The 23,378-nt window shown below is 67.7% G+C and carries 29 protein-coding genes and 1 tRNA gene; 13 read left to right on the top strand and 17 right to left on the bottom strand.

The window, feature by feature from the left end; translation table 11 throughout:
- Positions 1-127: 127 nt before the first annotated feature.
- On the bottom strand, positions 128-337 hold the full coding sequence (locus A6B37_RS23055; RefSeq protein WP_102774758.1) for a hypothetical protein: 210 nt from the start codon (positions 335-337) through the stop codon (positions 128-130).
- Positions 338-487: 150 nt separating this feature from the next.
- Between A6B37_RS23055 and A6B37_RS23050 the strand changes: the two genes are divergently transcribed.
- Positions 488-1,387, top strand: coding sequence for a recombination-associated protein RdgC (locus A6B37_RS23050; RefSeq protein ID WP_102774759.1), 900 nt, complete (start codon positions 488-490; stop codon positions 1,385-1,387).
- Positions 1,388-1,469: 82 nt separating this feature from the next.
- Here the strand turns inward: A6B37_RS23050 and A6B37_RS23045 are convergent, their stop codons facing one another.
- The 5 genes from A6B37_RS23045 to A6B37_RS23025 form a co-directional block, all read right to left on the bottom strand.
- Positions 1,470-2,894 (bottom strand): diguanylate cyclase, encoded by a 1,425-nt coding sequence (locus tag A6B37_RS23045; protein WP_102774760.1) that lies wholly within the window; start codon positions 2,892-2,894, stop codon positions 1,470-1,472.
- 144 nt (positions 2,895-3,038) lie between these two features.
- Positions 3,039-4,331, bottom strand: coding sequence for an aspartate carbamoyltransferase (locus A6B37_RS23040; RefSeq protein ID WP_111827019.1), 1,293 nt, complete (start codon positions 4,329-4,331; stop codon positions 3,039-3,041).
- Positions 4,332-4,438: 107 nt separating this feature from the next.
- Positions 4,439-4,852, bottom strand: a complete 414-nt coding sequence (locus A6B37_RS23035) for a hypothetical protein (RefSeq protein WP_102774762.1) — start codon at positions 4,850-4,852, stop codon at positions 4,439-4,441.
- A 6-nt stretch (positions 4,853-4,858) separates the two neighbouring features.
- Positions 4,859-5,281, bottom strand: a complete 423-nt coding sequence (locus A6B37_RS23030) for a hypothetical protein (protein WP_102774763.1) — start codon at positions 5,279-5,281, stop codon at positions 4,859-4,861.
- A gap of 154 nt (positions 5,282-5,435) precedes the next feature.
- Positions 5,436-5,567 (bottom strand): entericidin A/B family lipoprotein, encoded by a 132-nt coding sequence (locus A6B37_RS23025; protein ID WP_042792633.1) that lies wholly within the window; start codon positions 5,565-5,567, stop codon positions 5,436-5,438.
- 143 nt (positions 5,568-5,710) lie between these two features.
- Here A6B37_RS23025 and A6B37_RS23020 point away from each other — a divergent pair, with 143 nt between their 5' ends.
- Entirely contained in the window at positions 5,711-6,067 is a 357-nt protein-coding gene (locus A6B37_RS23020) for a hypothetical protein (protein ID WP_102774764.1), read from the top strand.
- Between the two features lie 64 nt (positions 6,068-6,131).
- Positions 6,132-6,536, top strand: coding sequence for a hypothetical protein (locus A6B37_RS23015; protein WP_102774765.1), 405 nt, complete (start codon positions 6,132-6,134; stop codon positions 6,534-6,536).
- A gap of 3 nt (positions 6,537-6,539) precedes the next feature.
- Here the strand turns inward: A6B37_RS23015 and A6B37_RS23010 are convergent, their stop codons facing one another.
- The 3 genes from A6B37_RS23010 to A6B37_RS23000 all read right to left on the bottom strand — a co-directional run bounded on the left by A6B37_RS23010 (position 6,540) and on the right by A6B37_RS23000 (position 9,446).
- Positions 6,540-7,832: a TIGR03862 family flavoprotein gene (locus A6B37_RS23010; protein WP_111827018.1), complete on the bottom strand. Its 1,293-nt coding sequence runs from the start codon at positions 7,830-7,832 to the stop codon at positions 6,540-6,542.
- A 260-nt stretch (positions 7,833-8,092) separates the two neighbouring features.
- Positions 8,093-8,437 carry a hypothetical protein gene (locus A6B37_RS23005; protein WP_102774767.1) on the bottom strand — a complete coding sequence of 115 codons (345 nt, stop codon included), beginning with the start codon at positions 8,435-8,437 and terminating at the stop codon, positions 8,093-8,095.
- A 136-nt stretch (positions 8,438-8,573) separates the two neighbouring features.
- Entirely contained in the window at positions 8,574-9,446 is an 873-nt protein-coding gene (locus A6B37_RS23000) for an SMP-30/gluconolactonase/LRE family protein (RefSeq protein WP_111827017.1), read from the bottom strand.
- A gap of 182 nt (positions 9,447-9,628) precedes the next feature.
- Here A6B37_RS23000 and A6B37_RS22995 point away from each other — a divergent pair, with 182 nt between their 5' ends.
- Genes A6B37_RS22995 through araH form a run of 3 tightly spaced genes read left to right on the top strand, consistent with a single transcriptional unit; the run spans position 9,629 to position 13,124 of the window.
- Positions 9,629-10,612 carry an arabinose ABC transporter substrate-binding protein gene (locus A6B37_RS22995; RefSeq protein ID WP_246842554.1) on the top strand — a complete coding sequence of 328 codons (984 nt, stop codon included), beginning with the start codon at positions 9,629-9,631 and terminating at the stop codon, positions 10,610-10,612.
- Positions 10,613-10,662: 50 nt separating this feature from the next.
- Positions 10,663-12,189, top strand: coding sequence for an L-arabinose ABC transporter ATP-binding protein AraG (gene araG / locus A6B37_RS22990; RefSeq protein ID WP_111827015.1), 1,527 nt, complete (start codon positions 10,663-10,665; stop codon positions 12,187-12,189).
- Positions 12,186-13,124 (top strand): L-arabinose ABC transporter permease AraH, encoded by a 939-nt coding sequence (gene araH, locus A6B37_RS22985; protein ID WP_111827014.1) that lies wholly within the window; start codon positions 12,186-12,188, stop codon positions 13,122-13,124. Before araG ends, araH begins: the two co-directional genes overlap by 4 nt.
- 58 nt (positions 13,125-13,182) lie before the next feature.
- On the opposite strand, the gene A6B37_RS22980 is transcribed toward araH, so the two are convergent.
- Positions 13,183-13,259 (bottom strand) — tRNA-Met (locus tag A6B37_RS22980).
- Between the two features lie 20 nt (positions 13,260-13,279).
- On the bottom strand, positions 13,280-13,660 hold the full coding sequence (locus A6B37_RS22975) for a hypothetical protein (protein WP_111827013.1): 381 nt from the start codon (positions 13,658-13,660) through the stop codon (positions 13,280-13,282).
- A gap of 169 nt (positions 13,661-13,829) precedes the next feature.
- On the opposite strand from A6B37_RS22975, the gene A6B37_RS22970 reads away from it, so the two are divergent.
- Together A6B37_RS22970 and A6B37_RS22965 are read left to right on the top strand one after the other, a co-directional pair.
- Positions 13,830-15,272 (top strand): PLP-dependent aminotransferase family protein, encoded by a 1,443-nt coding sequence (locus A6B37_RS22970; RefSeq protein WP_102774773.1) that lies wholly within the window; start codon positions 13,830-13,832, stop codon positions 15,270-15,272.
- Positions 15,269-15,835, top strand: coding sequence for a DedA family protein (locus tag A6B37_RS22965; protein ID WP_102774774.1), 567 nt, complete (start codon positions 15,269-15,271; stop codon positions 15,833-15,835). Before A6B37_RS22970 ends, A6B37_RS22965 begins: the two co-directional genes overlap by 4 nt.
- Positions 15,836-15,848: 13 nt before the next feature.
- On the opposite strand, the gene A6B37_RS22960 is transcribed toward A6B37_RS22965, so the two are convergent.
- Together A6B37_RS22960 and A6B37_RS22955 are read right to left on the bottom strand one after the other, a co-directional pair.
- On the bottom strand, positions 15,849-16,121 hold the full coding sequence (locus tag A6B37_RS22960; RefSeq protein ID WP_246842550.1) for a hypothetical protein: 273 nt from the start codon (positions 16,119-16,121) through the stop codon (positions 15,849-15,851).
- 177 nt (positions 16,122-16,298) lie between these two features.
- Positions 16,299-16,544 carry a hypothetical protein gene (locus A6B37_RS22955; protein WP_102774775.1) on the bottom strand — a complete coding sequence of 82 codons (246 nt, stop codon included), beginning with the start codon at positions 16,542-16,544 and terminating at the stop codon, positions 16,299-16,301.
- 157 nt (positions 16,545-16,701) lie between these two features.
- On the opposite strand from A6B37_RS22955, the gene A6B37_RS22950 reads away from it, so the two are divergent.
- From A6B37_RS22950 to A6B37_RS22930, 5 genes are all read left to right on the top strand, one after another.
- The gene (locus A6B37_RS22950; RefSeq protein WP_102774776.1) at positions 16,702-17,304 is read left to right on the top strand and encodes a hypothetical protein; all 603 of its coding nucleotides are present in this window, start codon (positions 16,702-16,704) and stop codon (positions 17,302-17,304) included.
- Between the two features lie 3 nt (positions 17,305-17,307).
- Entirely contained in the window at positions 17,308-17,766 is a 459-nt protein-coding gene (locus A6B37_RS22945) for an Lrp/AsnC family transcriptional regulator (RefSeq protein WP_102774777.1), read from the top strand.
- A gap of 54 nt (positions 17,767-17,820) precedes the next feature.
- Positions 17,821-18,129, top strand: coding sequence for a hypothetical protein (locus A6B37_RS22940; protein WP_102774778.1), 309 nt, complete (start codon positions 17,821-17,823; stop codon positions 18,127-18,129).
- 61 nt (positions 18,130-18,190) lie between these two features.
- Positions 18,191-19,171 (top strand): 4-hydroxythreonine-4-phosphate dehydrogenase PdxA, encoded by a 981-nt coding sequence (pdxA, locus tag A6B37_RS22935; RefSeq protein ID WP_111827012.1) that lies wholly within the window; start codon positions 18,191-18,193, stop codon positions 19,169-19,171.
- 111 nt (positions 19,172-19,282) lie between these two features.
- The gene (locus A6B37_RS22930) at positions 19,283-20,260 is read left to right on the top strand and encodes a bile acid:sodium symporter family protein (protein ID WP_111827011.1); all 978 of its coding nucleotides are present in this window, start codon (positions 19,283-19,285) and stop codon (positions 20,258-20,260) included.
- A gap of 58 nt (positions 20,261-20,318) precedes the next feature.
- Here the strand turns inward: A6B37_RS22930 and A6B37_RS22925 are convergent, their stop codons facing one another.
- The 4 genes from A6B37_RS22925 to rpsR form a co-directional block, all read right to left on the bottom strand.
- Positions 20,319-21,701 (bottom strand): replicative DNA helicase, encoded by a 1,383-nt coding sequence (locus tag A6B37_RS22925; protein ID WP_006388372.1) that lies wholly within the window; start codon positions 21,699-21,701, stop codon positions 20,319-20,321.
- A complete protein-coding gene (locus A6B37_RS22920; RefSeq protein ID WP_111827010.1) occupies positions 21,698-22,537 on the bottom strand; it encodes a hypothetical protein in 840 nt (279 codons plus the stop codon). The genes A6B37_RS22925 and A6B37_RS22920 overlap by 4 nt, the downstream gene beginning before the upstream one ends.
- A gap of 80 nt (positions 22,538-22,617) precedes the next feature.
- Complete coding sequence (gene rplI, locus A6B37_RS22915; protein WP_102774782.1) at positions 22,618-23,073, bottom strand: 50S ribosomal protein L9; 456 nt, start codon at positions 23,071-23,073, stop codon at positions 22,618-22,620.
- A gap of 14 nt (positions 23,074-23,087) precedes the next feature.
- Positions 23,088-23,360 carry a 30S ribosomal protein S18 gene (rpsR, locus tag A6B37_RS22910; protein ID WP_006218308.1) on the bottom strand — a complete coding sequence of 91 codons (273 nt, stop codon included), beginning with the start codon at positions 23,358-23,360 and terminating at the stop codon, positions 23,088-23,090.
- Positions 23,361-23,378: the final 18 nt, after the last annotated feature.

The following is a 23,378-nucleotide window of genomic DNA, read 5'->3' as shown; positions in this document are numbered from 1 at the left end:
CGTACCGGCCCGGCCTTTATTGAGCCGGGCCGCTTTTTTTTGTTCCGGGCGTACGCAAGCGACAATGGCGGCCCGCAAGGGGCCGCCATTTCGAGGCCGGCATGCCGGCCGCCCGCGCCTGCCGGAATCAGCGGCGCATGCCCACGCCGAGCGCCACCACGCCCGCCACGATGGCGGCGATGCCGGCCCAGGCGGGAATCGGCACCGACTTCTCGGTCTCGGCCGTGGCCTTGACCGATCCGATCTGCAGCACGGTCTCTTCGGATTTGTAATTGAAGCCCTTGTAAGCCAGGGCGGCGATGCCCAGGGCGATCAGGATGACGCCAACGATCTTCATTTGTTATCTCCAGTGCGACGTTGCTGCCGCGGACATTAGCGCATAGCCCGGCGGCTGTCAGTGACAGAAGGTGTCGCATCGCGCTTCCGTATTGCAGCGCTTCGGCAAAGCCTGCGCGTCGTATAGAATCACCCCTTTTGGCCGACGCTCATGTGGTTCAAGAATCTCAAGATTTATCGCCTCTCCTCGCCGTGGACGCTGATCGGCGAGCCGCTTGAAGAAACGCTGGCGCGGCACGCCTACCAGAGCGGCAACAACCTGGAAATGCAAAGCCTGGGCTGGGTGCCTCCGCGTGAAAACGGCGGCCTGGCCCACGTGGTCAACGGTCAGATCCTGCTCAGCCTGCGCGCCGAAAAGAAGCTGCTGCCCGGCACCGTGGTCAACCAGGTCGCCAAGGCCCGCGCCCAGGAAATCGAAGAGCAGCAAGGCTACAAGCCGGGCCGCAAGCAGATGAAGGAAATCAAGGAGCGCGTCACCGACGAGCTTCTGCCGCGCGCCTTCAGCGTGTACCGCGACACCCGCGTGTGGATCGACACGCAGAACCATTGGCTGGTGATCGACGCCGCGGCCTCGGCCAAGGCCGACGAAGTCATCGGCCTGCTCGCCAAGACCGTCGATCCGTTCCCGCTGGAGAACCTGTACGTGGCCCAGTCGCCCGCCTCGGCCATGACCGGCTGGCTGGCCGAAGACGAAGCCCCCGTCAATTTCTCCATCGACCAGGACACCGAACTGCGCTCCTCGGGCGAAAGCGGCGCGGCCATCCGCTACGTCAAGCACTCCATCGACGCCGACGACGTGCGCCGCCACATCCAGTCCGGCAAGCAGTGCACCCGCCTGGCCATGACCTGGGCCGACCGCATCTCCTTCGTGCTGACCGAAGGCCTGGACATCAAGCGCGTCGCGCCGCTGGACGTGCTGAAGGAAGGCAACGAAGGCATGGCCGCCAACGACGACGAGAAGTTCGATTCCGACATGATGCTGATGACGGGCGAACTGGCCAAGATGATGGCCGAGCTGGTCGACGCGCTGGGCGGCGAAAAGAAGGTCTGAGGGCCGCGGTTGGCGCTGCCTGATGGGTTCCGCGCGCTTGACGTTTGAGATCTAGCTCAAGAATTCTCGCGCTACACCCGTCCTACGCAGCCTCGCTGCGGTCCCGCCCGGCCTGCTTGGCCCGGTACAGCGCCTTGTCGGCGCGATCGATCAGATACGCGTAATCGGGGTGGCCATCGAACGTGGCCACGCCGATGCTGGCCGTGATCCGCAGCGGGCCGGCCTCGGCCACGCTGAATTCCTGGCGGCGGACCTCCGCGCCCAGTTTCTGCGCCGTGGCCAGCGCGGCTTCGCGCCCCGCGTCCACCAGCACGATGAGGAATTCCTCGCCGCCATAGCGGAACACGAAGTCGCTGGAGCGGCACGACTGGTGCAGCACCTGGGCGAACTGGCGCAGCACCTGGTCGCCCCCGGCGTGGCCGTGCTGGTCGTTGATGGCCTTGAAATGGTCGATGTCCAAAAGCAGCACCGAGAACTCGGTGCGCTGGCGCTGCGCGATCGAGATTTCGCGGCTGACCACCGAAGGCAGGAAACGCCGGTTCAGCACGTTGGTCAGCGGGTCGCTGCCGCTCTCGATCTCGGCCACCATGTCGAACAGGCCGTTGAGCAGATGCTTGATGCGCGCCACCAGCTCCTGCAGTTCACGCACGTGGTCCGTCATCGACGCGGCCGCGCCGTCCATCAGCCGCGGCAGCACGTCGCGATCCAGTTGCGCGACGGCCTCGGTGATCTGCTGCAGGGCCGGCGCGCTTTCGAACATCGCCGCGCCCTTGTGCTGCAGCCACAGCCCGAATTCGGAGGCGGCCAGGCGCGGCAGCGCCTGGCCCGGCGCGCGATAGTGCAGGCCGATCAGCACGGCCTGGCTCCATTCCAGCAGCGCGGCGCGCTGGCGCTCGCGTTCGGTGGAAATGTTCTGCCCCAGCGCGAACAGCCGGTAGGCTTCGTCGTTGCGCGCGCCGCGGCTGACGTCGCGCATGAACGCGCGGCTCATCTGCTCGACCGCCAGGTCGAACAGATTGCATACGTATTGCGTGGCCACGGAGGCCGCCAGGCCGTCCAGGTCGCTGGCGCGCAGGCGCTGCGCAATCTCGTTCTTGAGGATGCGCGCGCCCACCATCACCAGGTGCATGGGAATGTGGACGCGGGCGTGCACCTCGCCCACCTTCTTCTGCGTGGCCATCAGGGCGCCGATGTCGCCCTGCCCGCGCACGCACAGCAGGCCCTTGAGCCAGTGCGTCATGCCGCTGTGCAGGCGCGTGGCCACGATGTCATGGGACAGGCGCGGGCCGGCTTCGGCGTCGGCCAGCAGCACGGAATAGAAGGTATCGACCAGTTGCGGCAGGCTGTCGCCCACCACCGCGGCGACCTGGCCACGGGTATAGGCGTCGACCGACTGGTAGACCGCCACCCAGGCCGCTTCGTGCGACGCGCTGAGGTAGCAGGCCTGGGCAGGCATGGCCTCGGATCGATCCGGAGAAGACGGAATGCCGAAGCTGCTGATAGACATGAATAATCCCCCCGAGGGCTAAGGCGTGCCCCGGGAGCAGAATGCGACACGCGGCAGACAAAAACCAGCGCGGATTATGCTTCAAATCGCGGCGGCCCGGCCGACTGCCCGACCGCGCCGCAGGACTATTTCACCGGACGGGGATCAATCCAGGCCGTGGAAAGCCGAATCGTCCGGCCCGACATGCGAGGGATGGCGCCACGTCACGTCGCGCATCGAGTGCTGCACCAGGCCTTCCACGCCCAGCAGCACCGCGAAGATCGCCATGCGGATGGGAATGCCGTTGTCGGTCTGGCGGAAGATCGCCAGGCGCGGATCGTGGTTGAGGTCCACGCTCAGGTCGTTGGCGCCCGGGCGGCTGTCGCGCGGCAGCGGGTGCATGACGATGGTCTCGGGGCTGCAATAGGCGTCGATGATGGCGCGGTTGATCTGGAAGTCGGGCGTGTAGCCTTCGTTCTCTTCGTTGGCGAAGCGCTCTTTCTGCACGCGCGTCGCGTAGATCACGTCGGCGCCGGCCAGGCCTTCGGCCAGCGAGCTCTTCTGCTCGATCATGTTGCCGTTGCGGCTGGCCTGCTCGATGATGTAGGCCGGCATTTCCAGGCCCTTGGGCGAGACCAGCGAAAACTTCACGTTCTTGTACAGCGCCATCAGCTTGATCAGCGAATGCACGGTGCGGCCGTACTTCAGGTCGCCGACCATCGCGATGTGGGCGCCGTCGAGCAGCTTGCCCAGGCGCGAGAACTCGGTGAGGATCGTGTACAGATCGAGCAGGGCCTGGCTGGGGTGTTCGCCCGGGCCGTCGCCGCCGTTGACCACCGGAATGTTGGTGGCGCGCGCGAACTCGGCGACCGAGCCCTGCTCCGGATGGCGGATGACCATCGCGTCGACGTAGCCGCTCATGACGCGGCTGGTGTCGTAAATGGATTCGCCCTTGGCCATGGACGAGAAGGTGAAGCCGGTGGTGTCGCACACCGAGCCGCCCAGGCGGCAGAACGCCGAACCGAAGCTGACGCGGGTGCGCGTGCTGGCCTCGAAGAACAGGTTGCCCAGCACGGCGCCCTCGAGCACGCGCGAGACTTTCTGGCGACGCGCGATGGGCTGCATCATGTCGGCCACGCGGAACAGGTCCTCGACCGATTCGCGGGTGAACTGGTCCACCGACAGCAGCTGGTGCTTGCCTTCCACCGCGATACGGTCACGCAGAGGCCCTTCTTGTACGCTTTGCGTATATTTTTCCAGCAAGACCCCGTTCTGCACGATTTCCGTGACAAAGCGCTGCACCACTTCCGGCATGGCGCGGAATTCCTGCGAGCCCTCGGGCAGCAGCCAGGTATCCAGGGCGCGGCGCTTGACGCCGATGCGGGTGGCGAAAACGTCGCGCGTGAGGTTCAGGCGCCGCATGGCGTCACGCAGGAAGGCTTGCTGGGAAATGGTCATGACGGGCCCCGAGACAGAGGATTTATATACGCAACGCGCATATTATTCTCAACACAAACTCAAGTCCAACACTTTTGCGCACACGGGTAAACCCCGAGGCAGTCGGCTCAGCGCGGGCTCAGCGCCGCCGTCATCTGCGGAGGGTCCACCACCGCCTGCGCGGCCGCCACCCAGCACGCGGCGCAGAAGGCCAGCGCGCTGAGCAGGTAGCAGAACATGGCCAGAAGCTGCGCGGGCAGATGAGCCCGCGTCAGATGTCCGGTGTAGCCTTGGCGCAACAGGCTGACCTGCGCGAGGTAGGCGAACAACAGGCCCAGGCAACTGGCCAGCAGGCCGCCGAGCAGCAGTTCCAGCGGCAGCTGCAGGTCGGGCGCGGCGACCTCGCCGCCCACGATGCCCAGCAGAAAGGCCGTCACCACCAGCGCCGCCCCGCCGTTGAGCCAGCCCAGGAAGCGGAACGCCCCCGCCAGCAGGGAGAACGACATGGCGCTTGCGCGGATCTGCTGGGAACGGGCGTCCATGGTCGCTCAGCGTTGGCGGCAGACGGGCGTCGCGCTCTGGATCGAGGCCTTGGCGGCGGCAAGCTCCGCCTGGTCCCAGCGGTCCTCGCCCAGCACGGTGACGGTCACCTTGGAGGTGGAAGGCGTGTCGGTCTCGGCGGTGATCAGCTCCAGCACCTTGGCAGGCTCCGTCACCTTATAGAGCTGCACCTCGTCCGGCGCGCCCTTTTCGCCCTTCACGCTGCGCCAGGCATAGGCGACGTTGTAGGCGTGCTGCACCTGGACGTGGCAGACGCGCACGTATTCGCCGGCGCGGCGAAACGCCGCCTCGTAGTTGGTATTGACGACGAAGGTCTCCTTCAATACGGCATCGGACTCGTAGACCCCCCTGCTTGCGCAGCCGGCCAACAAGGCCGCGACCGCCACTCCCACCCACACAGACTTGCGCATGACACTTCCCGCTCAGAGATAGATTCGGATTGCAAGATTATGCCCCAGCCATTCCCGCTTCCAGGGCCCGCCCGGCGGCGAAAAAAAACCGCGCGTGAAATGCTGGGCATTTCACGCACGGCCTCTGGCCAAAGCGCGGCTGACGCTGGCGGCGCTACTTGGTAGCGGCGCCTTCGATCTTTTCGCCGCCGCGCTGGATGTCCTTGCCAGCGCCCGCGACCGTGTTGCAGCCCGCCGATAGCGCGGCGATCGAAAGCAGCATGACGAGAAAGACTTTGTTTTTCATGAACATCTCCTGTCGGGCTTGGAAGGCGAAATCAGCATACCGCAAAGTCCCCAATTTGCGCATCACCTTGTGGACGGGCCGCTTTGCGCGGGCGCAACGCCGCGCCTGTCGCGAAATTGCCGGCAATGGATTAGCATTCGCAAATGATCAAGAAACATGTATCGCAGCGTCCCGGTTCCTCCCCGCAAGGCTGGGGCTGGGAACAGCCCGAATGCCGTGGACAGGCGGCTTTGGCGCTGTTCATCGACGATCTGCACCGGATCCTGCAGGCTCACGCCGCCGGCAAGCTCGCTTCCAGCGGCACGCTGGACGACGCCCAGCGCGACGTGGACGAACTGCTGGTCCGGTACAACGAAATCGGCGCGGCGCCGGATATTTTTCTCGGACAGACTGTCGAACTCAAGGAAGGCGTGGACCGCAACGGGGTATCCCATACGGTACCTATTTTTTCGGCACGCCTGAAACAATCATTGGTATCCATGCTGGGACAGGCGGGATGAACGCCCGCACGCCGGTCCAGGCAGGCTCAGAATCAAAACAGCCGTAGCAGGCAGGAGACGCAGAATGAACACGGACAATGTCGTAGAGTTTCTCCGGCTGCTGTCGCTGGATGTGACGCTGGGCGCCGCCGCCCAGCACGCCGCCAGCCAGGCCGACGCCCCCCAGGCGCTGGCCCGCCTGGCCACCGCGCATGGCCTGCCGTGCAGCGCGGAAGACTGGTCCTGTTTTGCTCGCAACTGCCTGGGCGTTCCGCAACACGACGATGCCGAATCCGAGAGCGACGACGCCGCCATCTGGCAACTGGTGCAGGACCCTGCCCAGGGCAGCCGCATTCAGACCCAGTCCGTCACCCGGGTGATCGGCATCATCACGCAGCCCGAGGGCGGCCCGCCCGTGGTGGGCCATGTGGTCGGCGACCTCGCGCCGCGCGCGCCGGCCGGCATGGCGTCCTCCCCCTCCCGGTCCTGATCCTCAGCCGGCCGCGGGCCGGGTTTCCTCCAGATACGCCACGACGCCGTCCGCCGCGACGGCGCCGCTGGCCATGCACGCCGTCAGCAGATAGCCGCCGGTGGGCGCTTCCCAATCCAGCATCTCGCCCGCGCAGAACACCCCGGGCGCCGCCCGCAGCATCAGCGCGGGCGTCAGCGCCTCGAACGCCACGCCGCCGGCGGTGCTGATGGCCTCGTCGATGGGACGGGCGCGCGCCAGCCGCAGCGGCAAGGCCTTGATGCGCAGGGCGAGCCGGGCCGGATCGCGGAAGTCCTCGGCCGCCGCGCATTCGCGCAGCAGGCCCGCCTTGACGCCCTTGAGCCCGAGCCGGCTCTGCAGGTGGCTGGACATGGACCGCGCGCCGCGCGGATGCGTCACCGCGGCCGTCACTTTTTCCTGCGGCCAGTCGGGCAGCAGGTCGAGGATGGCGCGGGCCTCGCCCCCGGCCTCGATACGGTCCCGCAGGGGCGCCGACAAGGCGTAGACCAGGCTGCCTTCGATGCCGGTCTCGGAAATGACGAATTCGCCCTGCCGGAACGGGCCGCGGCCGGTCGCCGTCTCGCAGGCCATGGCCACGGATTTGACGGGCTGGCCGGCGTTGCGCTCGCGGAAGTGATCCGACCACGCCACGTCGAAGCCGCAGTTGGCCGGCCGCAGCGGCGCGGTCTGCACGCCGTGGGCCTGCAGCCCCGCCATCCACGCGCCGTCCGATCCCAGCCTGGCCCAGCTGCCGCCGCCCAGCGCCAGCACCACGGCGTCGGCGGCATAGGCCTGCTCGCCGGCGGGCGTATCGAAGCGCAGCGCGCCGGCCGACGGCGACGCGCCGGGCGGCCAGCCCAGCCAGCGGTGCCGCATGTGCAGCCGCACCCCGCTGGCGCGCAGCCGCGCGAGCCAGGCCCGCAGCAGCGGCGCCGCTTTCATTTCCTCTGGAAAAACACGGCCCGACGAGCCCACGAAAGTTTGGATGCCGAGCCCGTGGGCCCAGTCGCGCAGGCCGTCGGCGTCCAGCGCCGCCAGCCACGGCGCCACCTGTTGCGCGCGCGCGCCGTAGCGGGCCAGGAACGCGCCGGCCGGCTCGCTATGGGTCAGGTTCAGGCCGCCGCGCCCGGCCATCAGGAACTTGCGCCCGACCGAAGGCATCGCGTCGAACACGTCCACCTGCACCGCGTGCGCGCTCAAGCGTTCGGCGGCCATCAGGCCCGCCGGACCGCCGCCGATGACGGCGACGCGCCGGGCGGCCGGCGCCGCCGGATCGTCCGTGTGCGGCGCGCTCATGGCGCAAGCGCCTTCAGGCCGGCGAAACGGACGGGCATGGCACGGTGCATGGGAGAGAAACCGGAAGAGAATGCGGCGCGCGCCGCGGGCCAGGATTGTCGCACAGCCCTGCCCGGACGCAATAAACGCCCCTCAGGGCGTTTATTGAGCGCAAGCGCCAAGTCGTTGTAATGGCAGGGAAAAGCCGACATGCACAAGGGCTATCCCAAGGCTTGTCCACAATCATTGTGGGCAACTTCGCCGCCCTGCCCTGCCAAGAGCTAGTTGCGGACGGCCGCCAGCATCGGTCCCGGCCAGGGTTCGGCGTCGAGCTGGAAGCGCAGCTCCTGGTACTCGCCGTCCACCGAGACCGACGGCAGCAGCCCGGCGTCCAGCGCCTGGCCCAGCGCACGCCGGCACAGGGTTTCGGGATCGTCCGGCAGCGACTGGAACACGCCGTCCGGGATGCGCAGCCGCAGCAGCGCCTGGGGATCGCCGCTTTCGGCCGGACGGCCGATATGGATATGGGCGGGATAGCCGTGGGGGCACCAGATTCCCACGTGGTACTTGCCTTCGGCGCCGGTGTCGGCGACGTAGCCGGGATGATCGTATTTCGCGGTTCCCATGGACCCTCCTCGAATGCGGCAACCTAGCACGCGTGACCCATCGTAGCGCAGGGCCGCCCCGGTGTGCGGCCCCGGCGCATCCGGGAAAGCCCGGGCCGGCGCAAACCTTGACGCCGGACAAGTCCGCGGGCCGGACCTACAGCGCCACCCTGGGATCGAATCTGCCGGCGAAGCCGAGGTCCACGCAGAAGGTCGCGCCCGCCTCGGGCGAGGCCCGCAGCTGCGCATCGTCCAGCCCGGCGCGGGCGCTGGTGACCAGCATCCTGCGCGCGTCGGCGCCGATGAAGGCGGGGCAGCTGACCTGGGCCGCGCCCAGCTCGATGCTGCCCACCGGCCGGCCGTCGGGCGCGAAGCCGGCGACCCGGCCGGCGCCCCACAGAGCGATCCAGATGGCGCCGGCGGCGTCGGTCACGGCGCCGTCTGGGCCGCCGTCCAGCCCGCTCAGAAACGGTTCCGGCGCGCCCTGCGGCAGGCCGGTGGCGGGATCGGTCGCGACCCGGAAGACGACGCCGCGCGCGGTGTCGGCGAAATAGGCGATGCGCCCGTCCGGCGCAAAGCAGATGGCGTTGGGGATCGTCACCCCGTCGCGCAGCCGTTGCACCCGCCCCCGGTAGTAGTGGTAGATGCTGCCGGCGCCGGGTTCCGCCTGCCAGCCCATGGTACTGATCCAGAAGGCCCCGCAGGGGTGCACGCGCGCGTCGTTCGAGCGGGTGGCGGGGTTGTCGGCCTCCAGCGGCAGATGCAGGTCCAGCGCGCCGGAAACCGGATCGCGCAGGTACAGCCCGTTCTCGGCCAGCAGCAGCTGGCGGGCGCCGTCCTCGGTGATGGCCATGGCGCTGGCCGCCAGCGGCAGCCCGGCCACCTGCGTGGCGCCGCCGCAGCCCCGGCCGGCGTCAGCGCGCGTATACAGCCTGCGGCCCACGATGTCGAACCACCAGGCCAGCCCGCTGGCCGGGTCGTAGCCCGGCCCTTCGCCCAGTTCCAGGCGGTAGTCGTCCAGTACGGTCATTGCGCCTCCTGCCTGCTCCTATTTCGGACCGATTGCTTTGACACTGCAAGCCCTGCTGCCTCTAATGAATCGCAGTCTGTTCATCATGTCTATTGCCTTGATTTATATGATGAATCCACCCGGTTTTCATACAGGACGGCCCGCGAGCAGTCCAGCACGGAAGGAGAAAAATCATGCGTTTCCTGAAGCAGGCGCTGCTGGTCGCCGCGCTGGCGCTCGTCCCCCTGGCGGGAGTCGGCGCGGCCCAGGCCGGCAACGTGAAGATCGGATTCATCGTCAAGCAGCCCGAGGAACCGTGGTTCCAGGACGAATGGAAATTCGCCGACCAGGCGGCCGCCGAAAAAGGCTTCGAACTGGTCAAGATCGGCGCCGCCGACGGCGAGAAGCTCATGGCCGCGATCGACAACCTCGGCGCGCAGGGCGTGCAGGGCTTCATCGTCTGCACCCCGGACGTGAATCTGGGCCCGGGCCTGGTCGCCAAGGCGCGGGCCAACGAGATGAAGATGATGACGGTCGATGACCGGCTGGTCGACGCCGCGGGCGCGCCGCTCGCATCGGTGCCGCACATGGGTATCTCGGCGACCCGGATCGGCGAGACCGTCGGCCACGCGATCATGGCCGAGATCAAGCGGCGCGGCTGGAACATCGCCCAGGCCGGCGCCATCCGCGTGTCCTACGACCAGCTGCCCACCGCCACCGACCGCGTCGAGGGCGCCATCTCGATCCTGAAGGCCGGCGGCTTCCCCCAGGCGTCCATCTTCGATGCGCCGCAGGCCAAGACCGACACCGAAGCGGCGCTCAACGCCGCCACCACGGTGCTCAACGCCCATCCCGGCATCAAGCGCTGGGTCGCCTTCGGCCTGAACGACGAGGCCGCGCTGGGCGCCGTGCGCGCCACCGAAAGCGTGGGCATCCCGCCGGAAAACGTCATCGCCGTGGGCATCGGCGGCGCGGAATCGGCGATCAACGAATTCAAAAAGCCCAAGCCCACCGGCTTCGCCGGCACGGTCATCATCTCGCCGCGGCGCCACGGCTACGAAACGGCGCTGAACATGTACGAATGGATCGCCAGCGGCGCCGCCCCCGAGCCGCTGATCCTGACCTCGGGCACGCTGGCGGCCCGCAACGATTACCAGCAGGTCCGCAAGAACCTGGGGATCGAATGATCCTGCCGGCCGGGGCGGTGAGCCGGCATCGCCCGCATCCGGGAGCAGCCATGGCCTATCTCGAATTCACCGGCGTCAGCAAAAGCTATCCGGGCGTCACGGCGCTGTCGGACGTGAGCTTCGGCGTCGAAAAAGGCGCGGTGCACGGCCTGATGGGCGAGAACGGGGCCGGCAAGTCCACGCTCATCAAGATCCTGTCGGGCGATCTGCAGGCTGACGCGGGCGGCATCGCCATCGACGGGAAAGCGCAGCAATACGCCTCGACCGGCGACGCCTTCGACAACGGCGTGATCGTCATCCACCAGGAGCTGCAGCTGGTTCCCGAACTGACCGTGGCCGAGAACCTCATGCTGGGACGGTTTCCGGCAAGGGCTGGCGTGATCTCGCGGCGGCGCATGATCGACACGGTCGCGGCCCGGCTCGATTCCGCCGGCATCGACATCGATCCGCGCCGCCGGATCAAGCAGCTGTCCATCGGCGAGCGCCAGATGGTCGAGATCGCCAAGGCGGTCATGCTGGACGCCCGCGTGATCGCGCTGGACGAACCCACTTCCTCGCTGTCCTCGCGCGAAAGCGAGGTGCTGTTCGCGATGATCGAGAGCCTGCGCGCGCAGGGCAAGGTGATTCTCTATGTCTCGCACCGGATGGACGAGATCTTCCGGCTGTGCAGCAGCATGACCGTGCTGCGCGACGGCCGGCTCGCCGCCCACCATCCCGACATGGAAGGGCTGACGCGCGAGCGGATCGTGGCCGAAATGGTGGGACGCGAGATCAGCGACATCTGGGGCTACCGGCCGCGCGCGCAGGGCGCAGTCCGGCTGCGGGTGCAGGGCCTGTCGGGCGAGCGGCTCAAGGCGCCGGCCAGCTTCGAGGTGCGCGCCGGCGAAATCCTCGGCTTCTTCGGCCTGATCGGCGCCGGCCGCTCCGAACTCATGCGCCTGATCTACGGCGCCGATGCGCGCCACGGCGGCACCATCGCGCTGGACGGGACGCCGGTCGAGGCCGATACGCCGCACGGCATGATCCGCGCCGGCCTGGCGCTGTGCACCGAGGACCGCAAGCATGACGGCATCATTCAGGGCCGTTCGATCGCCGAGAACATCAACATCTCGTCGCGGCGGCACAGCGCGCGCCTCGGCGTGCTCGACCGCGCCAGGGAGATCGCGGCCGCCGAAACCCATATCCGCAAGCTGCGCGTGCGCACGCCTTCGCGCCACCAGGACATCGTCAACCTGTCGGGCGGCAACCAGCAAAAGGTCATCCTGGGGCGCTGGCTGTCGGAACAGGGCATCCGCGTGCTCATCATCGACGAACCCACGCGCGGCATAGACGTGGGCGCCAAATCCGAAATCTACGAACTGCTCTACCAACTGGCCGAGGATGGCATGGCGATCGTCGTCGTCTCGTCGGAACTGCCCGAGGTGATGGGCATCTGCGACCGGCTGATGGTGATGTGCGAAGGCCGCATCGACGCCGAGCTGACGCGCGGCGATTTCCTCGAGCGCCGGATTCTTGCCGCGGCCCTGCCCGACTGGGCCGGGCCGCCGCTTCCTACTCGTGGCGAACTCCCCCGATGAAAAAACTGCTGTTGGGCGAACAGGGCTTGCTGGTCATCTTCGTATTGGCTTTCGTCCTGGTGGCGATTTTCGTGCCGAACTTCCTGACCGGGCGCAACATGCTCGGGTTGTTGCAATCGGTGGTGACGGTGGGCATCGTCGCCTGCACCATGATGCTGTGCCTGGCGGCTCGGGACTTCGACCTGTCGGTGGGCTCCATCGTGGCGTTCACCGGCATGGTCGCGGTAATGGTCTCGAACGGCAGCGGCTCCATCCTGCTGGGCGCGGCGGCCGCGCTGGCCTGCGGCGCCATCGTCGGCTGGCTCAACGGCCTGGTGATCGCGAAGTTCCACATCAATGCGCTCATCACGACGCTGGCGACCATGCAGATCGTGCGCGGCCTGGCGCTGATCGCTTCGGAAGGCCGGGCGGTGGGCATCAACGACCCGGCCTTCTTCAACATCGCGCTGTCCAGGTTCCTGACCATCCCGACCCCGATCTGGGTGATGGCGGCGCTGTTCGCGATCTTCGGCTTCGTACTGAATCGCAGCGTGTTCGGCAAGAACGTGCTCGCCATCGGCGGCAACCCGGAAGCGTCGCGGCTGGCCGGCGTCAGGGTCGATCGCAGCCGCATCTGCATCTTCGCGCTGCAGGGGCTGGTCTGCGCCATCGCCGGCATCCTGCTGGCGTCGCGCATCACCTCGGGGCAGCCCAACGCCGCCGTGGGGCTGGAGCTGGCGGTGATTTCGGCCTGCGTGCTGGGCGGCGTCTCGCTGGCCGGCGGCCGGGCGACGATGACCGGGGTGATCGTGGGGGTGATGATCATGGGCATCGCCGAAAACGCGATGAACCTGCTGAACATCCCGGCCTTCTACCAGTACATCGTGCGCGGCGTGATATTGCTGCTGGCGGTGTTCCTGGACAATCTGCGCTCGCGCGCGCTGGGGCGGCGCTGAAGCGGGCGCAAAAACAAAAAAGCCGCGGCTCTTTCGAGTGCGGCTTTTTTGTTGAAACTGGTTGCGGGGGCAGGATTTGAACCTACGACCTTCGGGTTATGAGCCCGACGAGCTGCCAGACTGCTCCACCCCGCGTCTGATGTGTGAATCATACATCATTTTGAAATCTTGTGCAGCGCACCCAGCGAATTTTTTTGCTTTTGCGCCATCCGCGACCCCAAAAACGCGCACGCCAGCCGCCATAGCCGGGCCGCCAGGCCGGGGCGATCCAGGCAGATCACTTCGGCCGCATCGATGGCGGTGATGCGCGCCACGCCGCCATAGGCCAGGCCGTGGCCCTCGCCGGCGTGAAGCCTGGCCGACATGGCCAGAGGCAGGCCGTCCGGGGCCTGCGGGCCGGTGACCGGCTCGTCCACGCGCACGCTGCCGCTTACGCAGACCACGGTGGCGCAGGCGCGCAGCACCACCTGGCGGCTCGCGCCGGCGGCCAGCGACCAGCGGCTGGCCTGGATATCCGCAACGGAATTCGGGGTCATGGGCATCTCCTGTGACACCATGACAGGCTACGCGCCCGCTGCTATGCGCAACAGCCACACATCCCGGGTTTCTGTATCGAAGCAGATCCTCGATTTTGCCGCTGTTATGGTGTACTTTTGGCGAATCTGTGCCTACCTACCATCCGACCTCGGGGAGCATGATCGGCGCATGGACCCGCAACCGCTCTATCTACGCCTGGCCGACCACTACCGGCGCGCCATCCAGACCGGCGTACTCGCCCCGGCGCAGCGCATGCCCTCGGTGCGCACGCTGGTGCGCACCCATCACGTCAGCCTTTCCACCGCGTTGCAGGCCTGCCGCCAGCTGGAGGACGACGGCCTGATCGAGGCCCGGCCGCGTTCCGGCTATTTCGTGCTGAAGCCGCGCCGCGCGAGCATGCCGCCGGTGGACGAGCCGGATATCCGCCAGACGCTGGGAACCGCGCAATACGTGGGCATCCACGACCGCGTCTCGGACTTCGTGGCCAAGTGCGAGGCCCACCCGGTCAGCGCCAATTTCGCGCTGGCCGCGGCGGTGCCCGAGGCCTATCCCATGGAAGCCTTGAAGCAGGCCATGATGCGCGCGCTGCGCCAGTCGCCGCGCGCGCTGGTCGATCCGGTCCCGCCGCAGGGACATCCGGCGCTGCGCGCGGTGCTGGCGCGGCGGGCGCTGGCCAATGGCATCAATGCGACGCCCGACGACGTCATCGTCACGCATGGCTGCATCGAGGCCCTGAACCTGGCGCTGCGCGCCGTGGCCAGGCCGGGCGACACCATCGCGGTCGAATCGCCGGCCTACTTCGGCCTGCTGCAGGTGCTGGAGAGCCTGGGCATGCGGGCGCTGGAGATCCCCACCAGCCCGCAGCACGGCCTGTCCATCGAGGCGCTGGACCTGGCCTTCCAGACGCACGGCAACATCCGCGCGGTGGTGGTGGTGCCGAATTTCCAGAACCCGCTGGGCTGCGTCATGCCCGAGGCCGAGAAAGCCCGGCTGGTGGCGCTGTGCGAGCGCCAGCAGGTGCCGCTGATCGAGGACGACACCTACGGCGCGCTGACCGACGACGACACGCCGCTGCCGGCGGCCAAGTCCTGGGACGCGACCGGCAACGTCATCTATTGCTCGTCCATGCACAAGACGCTGGCGCCGGGCATGCGCCTGGGCTGGCTGATCGGCGGGCGCTGGAAGGCCCGCATCGCCATGCTCAAGTTCGCGCAGAGCCGCCCCAACGAGCCGCTGGCGCAGATGGCCGCGGCCGAGTTCATGGGCTCGCGCGCCTACGACCGCCACCTGTCCAGGCTGCGCCGCCACCTCAAGGCCCAGCGCGACCAGACCGCCGAGACCATCGCCGCGCACTTCCCGGCCGGCACCCGCCTGAGCATGCCGCGCGGCGGCATGCTGCTGTGGGTCGAGATGCCGGACGGGCGCAGCGGCATGGAGGTTTTCGAAAGCGCGCTGCGCCAGGGCATACGGGTCGCGCCGGGCGCCATGTTCTCCAACAGCACGCGCTACGAGCATTTCCTGCGCATCAGTTGCGGGCAGCGCACCACGCCCGAGATCACGCGCGCGCTGCAGACCCTGGCGCGCATCGTGGCCGAGCGGCCGCGCAAATGAACCCGACGCTGCATCAGCTCATCGCCGACTACGGCCTGTGGGCGGTGCTGGCCGGCACCTTTCTGGAAGGCGAGAGCGTGGTGGTGCTGGCGGGCTTTCTGGCGCACCAGCGCCTGCTGCGCCTGCCCGACGTGATGCTGTGCGCGTTCGCCGGCTCGTTCGCCGCCGACCAGCTGCTGTTCTATCTGGGACGGCGCTACCGGGAGCACCGCTACGTGGCGCGGGTCCGCGCGCAGCCAGCCTTCGGCAAGGCGCTGGACCTGGTCGAGCGCTATCCCCACGGCTTCATCCTGACGCTGCGCTTTCTGTATGGCCTGCGCACGGTGGGACCGGTGGCGCTGGGCGTGTCGCAGGTGCCGGCGCTGCGGTTCCTGGTGCTCAACGCGGTGGCCGCCGCGATCTGGGCGCTGTGCTTCAGCGTGCTGGGCTATGCGTTCGGGCAGACCATCGAGTCGATGCTGGGGCGGCTGCACGGCGCCGAGACCAAGCTGGCGGTGGCCCTCGCCATCGGCGCGCTGATCGCGCTGGCCTACCACCTGTACGCCAGGCGGCGGCGCAAGTAGCGCGGCGCGCGGCTCAGAACACCAGTTGGCCGCTGGCGCGCAGCACGTGGCGGCGGCGCGCCTTGCGATACCAGGCGCCCACCAGCGGCAGGCGCGCCAGGCGGCGCAGGATGGGATGGCGCTGGTCGAAGTCGTGCCAGGCCTTGAAGCCATGCCCCATGCGTTCCCAGCTCTCGCGCGCTTCGGGCGAGAGTTTGCCGGGGTCGAACGCCGCCAGTTTTGCCGCTTCCGAGACGCGCTGCGCAATGGCCGCGCTCCGGCGTTCCGATGAATACTGATTCCGCATGGGGGCGCATATTACCCGGCTTGGACGATCGCCGCGTTGCGGCGCCGCCACGCGGCTGGAGCGGCTTTTGACCGCTGCGGGCAAGCCCTTGTAATCAAAGGAATTTGCGCAGCTATGCGCGCGCTATCCCAAGGCTTGTCCACAGAAGTTGTGGGTAACTGCGCCGGTGCGCGGCCCTTACTTGAGGGCGGCGTTGACCATGTCGCGCACGCTCTCGAAGCCGGCCACGTATTGCGGGTTCTCGGAACGGGCCAGCAGGCTGGAATAGTTCTGCTCCAGCTGCGCCTCGATGGCTTCGCGCAGGCCGGGCGAAGCCTTGGCCAGGTGCAGCATCGACATCAGGGTCGCGTTCAGCGCGTCGATGCGGCCGCCCTGGTGCGAGATGGTGTGGACGATAACGGCGATTTGTTCCTGGACATCCATGGGTAAGCCTCCTGGCGAAAAAAGTCGGCGCAAATCCTAGCATGGCCCCTCGCGCCCTGGCGCTAGGCAAGCCAGGCGCGGCACGCTAGCATGAAGCGTAGTCCCAATCGGCGCAGGCCGCGCGTGCGCGGCGCCTGGAGCAAAACGGAGCGCGCTCATGAAGACCATTCAGAACTACGTTCCCCCGCCGGCCCAGTCCCTGCAGCGCCTGCAGGACAGGCTGGGATACAGCGACGCGCGCATGACCGAACTGGCCGGCCTGGATGCGGCCGCGCCCTGGTCCAGCTATGTCGGCGGGCCCGAGCCGCGTGCGCTGGGCCGCCAGCGGCTGTTCTTCGTGGCCGCGCGCCTGGCCCTGGACGAAGCGGCCTGGCAGCGCGTGCTGGATTGCATGGCCGAGCTGGGCGCGGGCTTCGACTACGCCGAACCCGCCGGCGCCGCGCAGCCGGCCCCCGAACCGGTGGCCGACGAAGAACGCAAGTTCGGCATGCTGCTGGTCAGCCGCAACGGCGCCTTCCACGAAATGGAGCAGCTGCGCGAGTTCGCGCATTTCGCGCACGAACTCGGCGTCAGCCGCCACGTGCACTCCGCCTTCTATGACAGCGACATCGACCTCTGCCGTTTCAGCTTCGCCGACCACGACGACCTGGACGCCGCCAGCCGCGACCGCATTTTCGACGCGGCGCGCAAGACCATCACGCGCTTCGAATTCGACGGGCGCATCTATCAGGGCGGCATTCCTCCGGAGTCGGACGGTTAGGCCATGAACCAGAGACTGGATGACATCGACCGCAAACTGCTGAGCCTGCTGCAAGCCAACGCGCGCGAACCCGCGGCGATCCTGGCGCGCAAGCTGGGGCTGGCCCGCACCACGGTGGTGGCGCGCATCGCAAGGCTGGAGCGCGAGCACATCGTGAGCGGCTACGGCGTGCGCCTGGGACGCCTACTGGAAGAGGCCGCGGTGCGCGCCTACTGCTTCATCAGCGTGCTGCCCAAGACCCCTGCCGCCGTGATCCGCGAACTTGAGAAAATGCCCGAGGTCGAGGAGGTCTCCTCCGTCAGCGGCCCCTACGACTACCTGATTTTTTTGCGCTGCGAAACCCATGAGCAGCTGGACGAGCTGCTGGACCGCATCGGCCTGATCGACGGCGTCAAGCAGACGCAGACTTCCATCGTCCTGAGCCGCAAGCTGGACCGGCGCAGCGCCGTCGCCGCGCCCTGAAATAATGGTGTAATGACGATTGCTCCGACGATTGCCCCGATTTCAGGATTTTCCATGCTCGTACGCCTAGTCCCCGCCGCCGCCCTGCTCGCCGTCCTGGCAGCCTGCTCCAGCATGAGCGAGGTCAAGCAGGTCGACAAGGACACCTACAGCGTCACCTACAGCTCCGGCAGCCAGCTGCTGACCTGGGTGGAGCTCAAGAACCAGGCGCTGCAGCGCGCCGAGCAGCATTGCGAATCCATGGGACGCAAGCTGCTCAAGCCGGAGATCACCTCCAACCACGCCACCGGCCTGGGCTCCAAGCGCGCCACGGTCACCTTCGAATGCGGCGTCATCGAACCGCCGAAAAACGGCAAGCAGTAAGCCCGGCCGCGCCCGCGAACGGGTGTAGCATTATCCGCAACGCAATCCCATTCCCAGCACCGTGAACCCCTCCCTGCCCGTGGGCATCACCATGGGCGATGCCGCCGGCATCGGCCCCGAAATCGTCGTCAAGGCCTGCGCGCAGGGCCTGGGCGCGCCCTGCGTGGTGTATGGCGACGCGGCCCAGTTGCGCCGCGCCGCGGCCCAGCTGGGCGCCAGGCTGACGATCAAGGAAATCGCCGAGGTCGGCCAGGCCAGCGCCGCGGCCGGACACATCGACGTCATCGCATGCAGCCCCGCCCTGCCCGCCGACCTGCCGCTGGGCCAGGTCCATGCGGCCGCCGGGCGCGGCGCCTACGACTACGTCTGCGCGGCCATCGACGATGCGCAGGCCGGCCGCATCCGCGCCATCGTCACCGCACCGCTGAACAAGAAATCCATGCACGCCGCCGGCATCGACTATCCGGGCCACACGGAGATCCTGGCCGACCGCTCGGCCACGCGCGACTTCGCGATGATGCTGGCCAACGACGAGCTGCGCGTGCTGCTGGTGACCATACACGTGGCGCTGGCCGACGTGATCGCGCGCATCACGCCGCAAGCGGAGCTGCGGGCCATGCGCCTGGCCGACCGGGCCTGCCGGCAGATGGGCATCGCCCATCCGCGGGTGGCGGTCGCGGGCCTGAACCCGCATGCCGGCGAAGGCGGCAAGTTCGGCCGCGAGGACGTCGACATCATCGAGCCGGCGATCGCCGCCGCGCGCGCCGAAGGCATAGACGCCAGCGGCCCCTGGCCCGGCGACACGGTGTTCATGCGCGCGCGCCGCGGCGAGTTCGACATCGTGGTGGCGCAATACCACGACCAGGGCCTGATCCCGGTGAAATACCTGGGGCTGGACCACGGCGTCAACGTGACGGTGGGCCTGCCCTTCGTGCGCACCAGCGTGGACCACGGCACGGCCTTCGACATCGCCGGCAAGGGCGTGGCCGACCAGGCCTCGCTGGTGGCGGCATTCGACCTGGCGCTGGCGATGACGCCCTGAGGCGCGCCGGGCCGACACCTGGCTGTCAGGAAAGCCGGACGGCCCGGGACTACAATACGCCCCGTTTCCAGCGCCCCCGCGGCGCTTTTCGTCCGTATTCCCATCCCCCTCATGTCACGCCTCGCACGCCTGTTTCCCGACCGCTTCACGCTCTACCTGATCTGCACCGTCATCATCGCCAGCATCGCGCCCGCCCACGGCCAGGGCGTGGAGGTGTTCGGCTGGATCACGAATATCGCGGTGGGCCTGCTGTTTTTCCTGCACGGCGCGCGCCTGTCGCGCGAGGCCGTCATCGCGGGGCTGACGCACTGGAAGCTGCACCTGACCATCTTTTCGGCGACCTTCCTGATGTTTCCGCTGCTGGGCCTGGCGCTCAAGCCGGTGCTGGAGCCGCTGGTCACGCCCGAGCTGTACCTCGGCATCCTGTTCCTGTGCTGCCTGCCGGCCACGGTGCAGTCGGCCATCGCCTTCACCTCGATGGCGCGCGGCAACGTGCCGGCCGCGGTGTGCAGCGCCTCGGCCTCCAGCCTGCTGGGCATCTTTCTGACGCCGCTGCTGGTGGGCGCGGTGGTGGCCAACGCCGGCAGCGCGCCGATTTCGTTCGACGCGGTCGGCAAGATCATGCTGCAGCTGCTGCTGCCCTTCGTGCTGGGCCAGTTCGCGCGCCGCTGGATCGGCGCCTGGGTCCACAAGCGCAAGGCCATGCTCAAGTTCGTCGACCAGGGCTCGATCCTGCTGGTGGTCTATACGGCCTTCTCCGAGGCCATCAACGAAGGCCTGTGGAGCGCCACGCCGATTCCGGCCCTGCTCGGCCTGCTGGTGTGCTGCGCGGTGATCCTGGCCCTGGCGCTGGGCCTGTCGGCCCTGGCCGGCAAGGTGCTGGGCTTCAACGTCGAAGACCGCATCACGCTGCTGTTCTGCGGCTCCAAGAAAAGCCTGGCCAGCGGCATCCCGATGGCGCAGGTGCTGTTCGCCGGCCACGCCGTGGGCGCGATCGTGCTGCCGCTGATGCTGTTCCACCAGATCCAGCTGATGGTCTGCGGCGTGCTGGCCGCGCGCTTCGGCAAGCGGCCCGAAGGCAGGGACTGAACGCCGCGGCAGCCCAACGAAAACGCGCCCGAGGCGCGTTTTTTGTTGGTGCGGAGGATCAGTACATGTCGCGCGGCTGCGCGCCGGAGAAGTTCAAGAAGCGCGTGCTCGATCCCTGGAAGGTCAGGCGCACCGTGCCGATGGGGCCGTTACGCTGCTTGCCGATGATGATCTCGGCCGTGCCCTTGTCCGGCGAATCGGGGTTGTAGACCTCGTCGCGGTAGATGAACAGGATCACGTCCGCGTCCTGTTCGATGGCGCCGGATTCGCGCAGGTCGCTCATCACGGGACGCTTGTTGGGACGCTGTTCCAAGCTGCGGTTCAACTGCGACAGCGCGATCAGCGGACAGTTGAGCTCCTTGGCCAGGCCCTTGAGCGAACGGCTGATTTCCGACACTTCGGTGGCCCGGTTCTCGCCCGAGCCGTTGCCCGACATGAGCTGCAGGTAGTCGATGATGATGAGGCCGAGCTGGCCGCACTGGCGCGCCAGACGGCGCGCACGCGCCCGCACTTCCATGGGGCTGAGCGCGGGGGACTCGTCGATGTAGACCTGGGCGTCCTGCATGAGCTGGACCGCGTGGGTCACGCGCGGCCAGTCCTCGGCGATGAGCTTGCCGGTACGCATGCGGTGCTGGTCGAGCAGGCCGACCGAACCCAGCATACGCATCGCCAGCTGCACCGCGCCCATTTCCATGGAGAACACCGCCACCGGCAGCCCTTCCTCGATGGCCACGTGCTCGCCGATGTTCATGGAGAACGAGGTCTTGCCCATGGACGGGCGGCCGGCCACGATGATGAGGTCGCCGCCCTGCATGCCCGAGGTCATCTTGTCCAGGTCGGTGAAGCCGGTGGGCACGCCGGTCACGTCGGACGTGCTTTCGCGGTGGTAGAGCTCGTCGATGCGCTCGACCACCTGGGTCAGCAGCGGCTGGATCTCCTGGAAGCCGGCGGCGCCGCGCGCGCCTTCCTGGGCGATCTGGAATACCTTGGACTCGGCCTCGTCCAGCAGCTGGCGCGCTTCCTTGCCCTGCGGGTTCATGGCGGCCGAGGAGATTTCGTCGGCAATCGACACCAGCTTGCGCAGCATGGCGCGCTCGCGCACGATTTCGCCGTAGCGGCGGATGTTGGCGGCCGACGGCGTGTTGTGCGCCAGCGCGTTCAGGTAGGCCAGGCCGCCGGCGTCCTCGGCCTTGCCGGCGCTGACCAGCGACTCGTGCACGGTGATGACGTCGGCCGGGCGCGCCAGCCCGATCAGGCGGGCGATGTGGTGCCAGATCAGCCGGTGGTCGTGGCGGTAGAAGTCTTCTTCGACCAGCACGTCGGCGATGCGGTCCCAGGCCGCGTTGTCCAGCAGCAGGCCGCCCAGGACCGATTGTTCCGCCTCGATGGAATGGGGAGGAACGCGCAGGTATTCGAGCTGGGAATCGGCGGGTGTGTTCATGGCTTCAATAGTAACGGCTGCAGGATGTCCGCGACGCGGAAGAACCCTTGTACATCGCGCGAGGGCAGGCGCGCCAGCACGGCGCGCAGGGGCGCGGCGATGCTGCACAGAAGCCGCGCCAGCCGCGTCAGGCGGGCCCTGACTTCGGGGTCCGGATTGTGTTCGAAGTAGACCTGGAGCGCCAGTTTACCCAGCGTGCGGGCGTCGTCGTCCGGCAGCTTGCGCAGCGACGCCAGCGAGGCCAGCATCTGGAACAGATCATAGGCCTGGGCCAGCGGGCGCGACAGGGTCGAGCCTATGTTTTCTTCGAAATCGATGCGCCACAGCTCGCCGTCGCGCAACGTCACGTTGCGGATCTGCGCGCCGCCGTGCCACATGCCGCGCACATGGAACGCGGCCAGGTCGGCCGCCGCCGCGCGCGCCAGCCACAGCCGCGCGGTGGAATCCTCGTTGCGGATCAGGTCGGCCAGGTCCTCGCCCACGTATTCCAGCACGAGCAGATCCTGCTCCTGCCACCACACTTCGGGCACCCGGCAGCCGGCCTGCAGCAGCTGCGCAAGGCGCTGCGACTCGTGCGCCAGGCCGTTGCGCAGCAGCACGCCGGGGCACGGAAACTCCCCCAGGAACAGCTTGCAGCCCACACCCAGGAACAGGGCGCGGACATAGCGCGCCACGTAGCCCAGGCCCCGGCCCAGGCTGGGCCGGCGGCGCTTGATGATGCAGCGCACGCCGTCTATGGTCACGTCCCGCACCGACGGTTCACGCGATGCATCCACGCTGTCGAGCCAGGCTCGCAGGCCGGCAGGGGCGTTCTGGTGAACGGGTGGCTGGGTCAAAAAAGGCCTCTGAGGAAAGGTTCGCGCCGGGAAAAAAAAAGCCGGCGCGCGGGCCGGCTTTTTGTCACTGCGGTACCGGCTTAGGACAGTTCGCCTTCGACCAGAACCGTCACGTCGACCAGCACGTCGGCGTGCAGGGCGATCTGGGCCGGGAACTCGCCGACCGACTTCAGCTGGCCGTTGGGCATGCGGACCTGGGCCTTTTCGACGGCGTCGAAGCCAGCCTTGCGCAGGCCGTCGGCGACGTCGGCGTTGGTGACCGAGCCGAACAGGCGGCCGTCGACGCCGGCCTTCTGGACGACCTTCAGCTGGAAGCCGGACAGGCGCTCGCCCAGGGCTTGAGCGGCGGCCAGCTTTTCAGCCTGGGCCTTTTCCAGCTCGGCGCGGCGGGCTTCGAATTCCTTCATGGCGGCGTCGGTTGCGCGACGGGCCTTCTTCTGGGGGATCAGGAAGTTACGGGCGTAGCCATCGCGCACGCGCACGACTTCGCCGAGGTTACCCAGGTTGACGACTTTTTCGAGCAGAATAACTTGCATTTCAGTGCCCCGGATTAGTTGTGGTTATCGGTGTAAGGCAACAGGGCCAGGAAGCGCGCGCGCTTGATGGCGGTGTCCAGCTGGCGCTGGTAGATTGCCTTGGTGCCGGTCAGGCGAGCCGGGATGATCTTGCCGTTTTCTTGCACGAAGTCGCGCAGGGTGTCCAGATCCTTGTAGTCGATCTCTTCCACGCCGGCGGCGGTGAAGCGGCAGAACTTGCGGCGCTTGAAGAGCGGGTTCTGCTGCGTGAATTTGCGTTTTTCCTTGCGTTTTCCGAAGAAAGCCATGATATGTGCCTCTTTGTT

This window comes from Achromobacter sp. HZ01 (assembly GCF_003267925.1).
In the GTDB taxonomy this organism is placed as follows: domain Bacteria; phylum Pseudomonadota; class Gammaproteobacteria; order Burkholderiales; family Burkholderiaceae_B; genus Achromobacter; species Achromobacter pulmonis_A.
This window is presented reverse-complemented; position numbering and strand designations above follow the sequence as displayed.

Excerpts from the sequence above, each read along its gene's own strand:
- A6B37_RS23055 (WP_102774758.1), bottom strand. The coding sequence starts at position 337 with ATGAAGATCGTTGGCGTCATCCTGATCGCCCTGGGCATCGCCGCCCTG.
- A6B37_RS23050 (WP_102774759.1), top strand. The coding sequence starts at position 488 with ATGTGGTTCAAGAATCTCAAGATTTATCGCCTCTCCTCGCCGTGGACG.
- A6B37_RS23045 (WP_102774760.1), bottom strand. The coding sequence starts at position 2,894 with ATGTCTATCAGCAGCTTCGGCATTCCGTCTTCTCCGGATCGATCCGAG.
- A6B37_RS23040 (WP_111827019.1), bottom strand. The coding sequence starts at position 4,331 with ATGACCATTTCCCAGCAAGCCTTCCTGCGTGACGCCATGCGGCGCCTG.
- A6B37_RS23035 (WP_102774762.1), bottom strand. The coding sequence starts at position 4,852 with ATGGACGCCCGTTCCCAGCAGATCCGCGCAAGCGCCATGTCGTTCTCC.
- A6B37_RS23030 (WP_102774763.1), bottom strand. The coding sequence starts at position 5,281 with ATGCGCAAGTCTGTGTGGGTGGGAGTGGCGGTCGCGGCCTTGTTGGCC.
- A6B37_RS23025 (WP_042792633.1), bottom strand. The coding sequence starts at position 5,567 with ATGAAAAACAAAGTCTTTCTCGTCATGCTGCTTTCGATCGCCGCGCTA.
- A6B37_RS23020 (WP_102774764.1), top strand. The coding sequence starts at position 5,711 with ATGATCAAGAAACATGTATCGCAGCGTCCCGGTTCCTCCCCGCAAGGC.
- A6B37_RS23015 (WP_102774765.1), top strand. The coding sequence starts at position 6,132 with ATGAACACGGACAATGTCGTAGAGTTTCTCCGGCTGCTGTCGCTGGAT.
- A6B37_RS23010 (WP_111827018.1), bottom strand. The coding sequence starts at position 7,832 with ATGAGCGCGCCGCACACGGACGATCCGGCGGCGCCGGCCGCCCGGCGC.
- A6B37_RS23005 (WP_102774767.1), bottom strand. The coding sequence starts at position 8,437 with ATGGGAACCGCGAAATACGATCATCCCGGCTACGTCGCCGACACCGGC.
- A6B37_RS23000 (WP_111827017.1), bottom strand. The coding sequence starts at position 9,446 with ATGACCGTACTGGACGACTACCGCCTGGAACTGGGCGAAGGGCCGGGC.
- araG (WP_111827015.1), top strand. The coding sequence starts at position 10,663 with ATGGCCTATCTCGAATTCACCGGCGTCAGCAAAAGCTATCCGGGCGTC.
- araH (WP_111827014.1), top strand. The coding sequence starts at position 12,186 with ATGAAAAAACTGCTGTTGGGCGAACAGGGCTTGCTGGTCATCTTCGTA.
- A6B37_RS22975 (WP_111827013.1), bottom strand. The coding sequence starts at position 13,660 with ATGACCCCGAATTCCGTTGCGGATATCCAGGCCAGCCGCTGGTCGCTG.
- A6B37_RS22970 (WP_102774773.1), top strand. The coding sequence starts at position 13,830 with ATGGACCCGCAACCGCTCTATCTACGCCTGGCCGACCACTACCGGCGC.
- A6B37_RS22965 (WP_102774774.1), top strand. The coding sequence starts at position 15,269 with ATGAACCCGACGCTGCATCAGCTCATCGCCGACTACGGCCTGTGGGCG.
- A6B37_RS22960 (WP_246842550.1), bottom strand. The coding sequence starts at position 16,121 with ATGCGGAATCAGTATTCATCGGAACGCCGGAGCGCGGCCATTGCGCAG.
- A6B37_RS22955 (WP_102774775.1), bottom strand. The coding sequence starts at position 16,544 with ATGGATGTCCAGGAACAAATCGCCGTTATCGTCCACACCATCTCGCAC.
- A6B37_RS22950 (WP_102774776.1), top strand. The coding sequence starts at position 16,702 with ATGAAGACCATTCAGAACTACGTTCCCCCGCCGGCCCAGTCCCTGCAG.
- A6B37_RS22945 (WP_102774777.1), top strand. The coding sequence starts at position 17,308 with ATGAACCAGAGACTGGATGACATCGACCGCAAACTGCTGAGCCTGCTG.
- A6B37_RS22940 (WP_102774778.1), top strand. The coding sequence starts at position 17,821 with ATGCTCGTACGCCTAGTCCCCGCCGCCGCCCTGCTCGCCGTCCTGGCA.
- A6B37_RS22930 (WP_111827011.1), top strand. The coding sequence starts at position 19,283 with ATGTCACGCCTCGCACGCCTGTTTCCCGACCGCTTCACGCTCTACCTG.
- A6B37_RS22925 (WP_006388372.1), bottom strand. The coding sequence starts at position 21,701 with ATGAACACACCCGCCGATTCCCAGCTCGAATACCTGCGCGTTCCTCCC.
- rplI (WP_102774782.1), bottom strand. The coding sequence starts at position 23,073 with ATGCAAGTTATTCTGCTCGAAAAAGTCGTCAACCTGGGTAACCTCGGC.
- rpsR (WP_006218308.1), bottom strand. The coding sequence starts at position 23,360 with ATGGCTTTCTTCGGAAAACGCAAGGAAAAACGCAAATTCACGCAGCAG.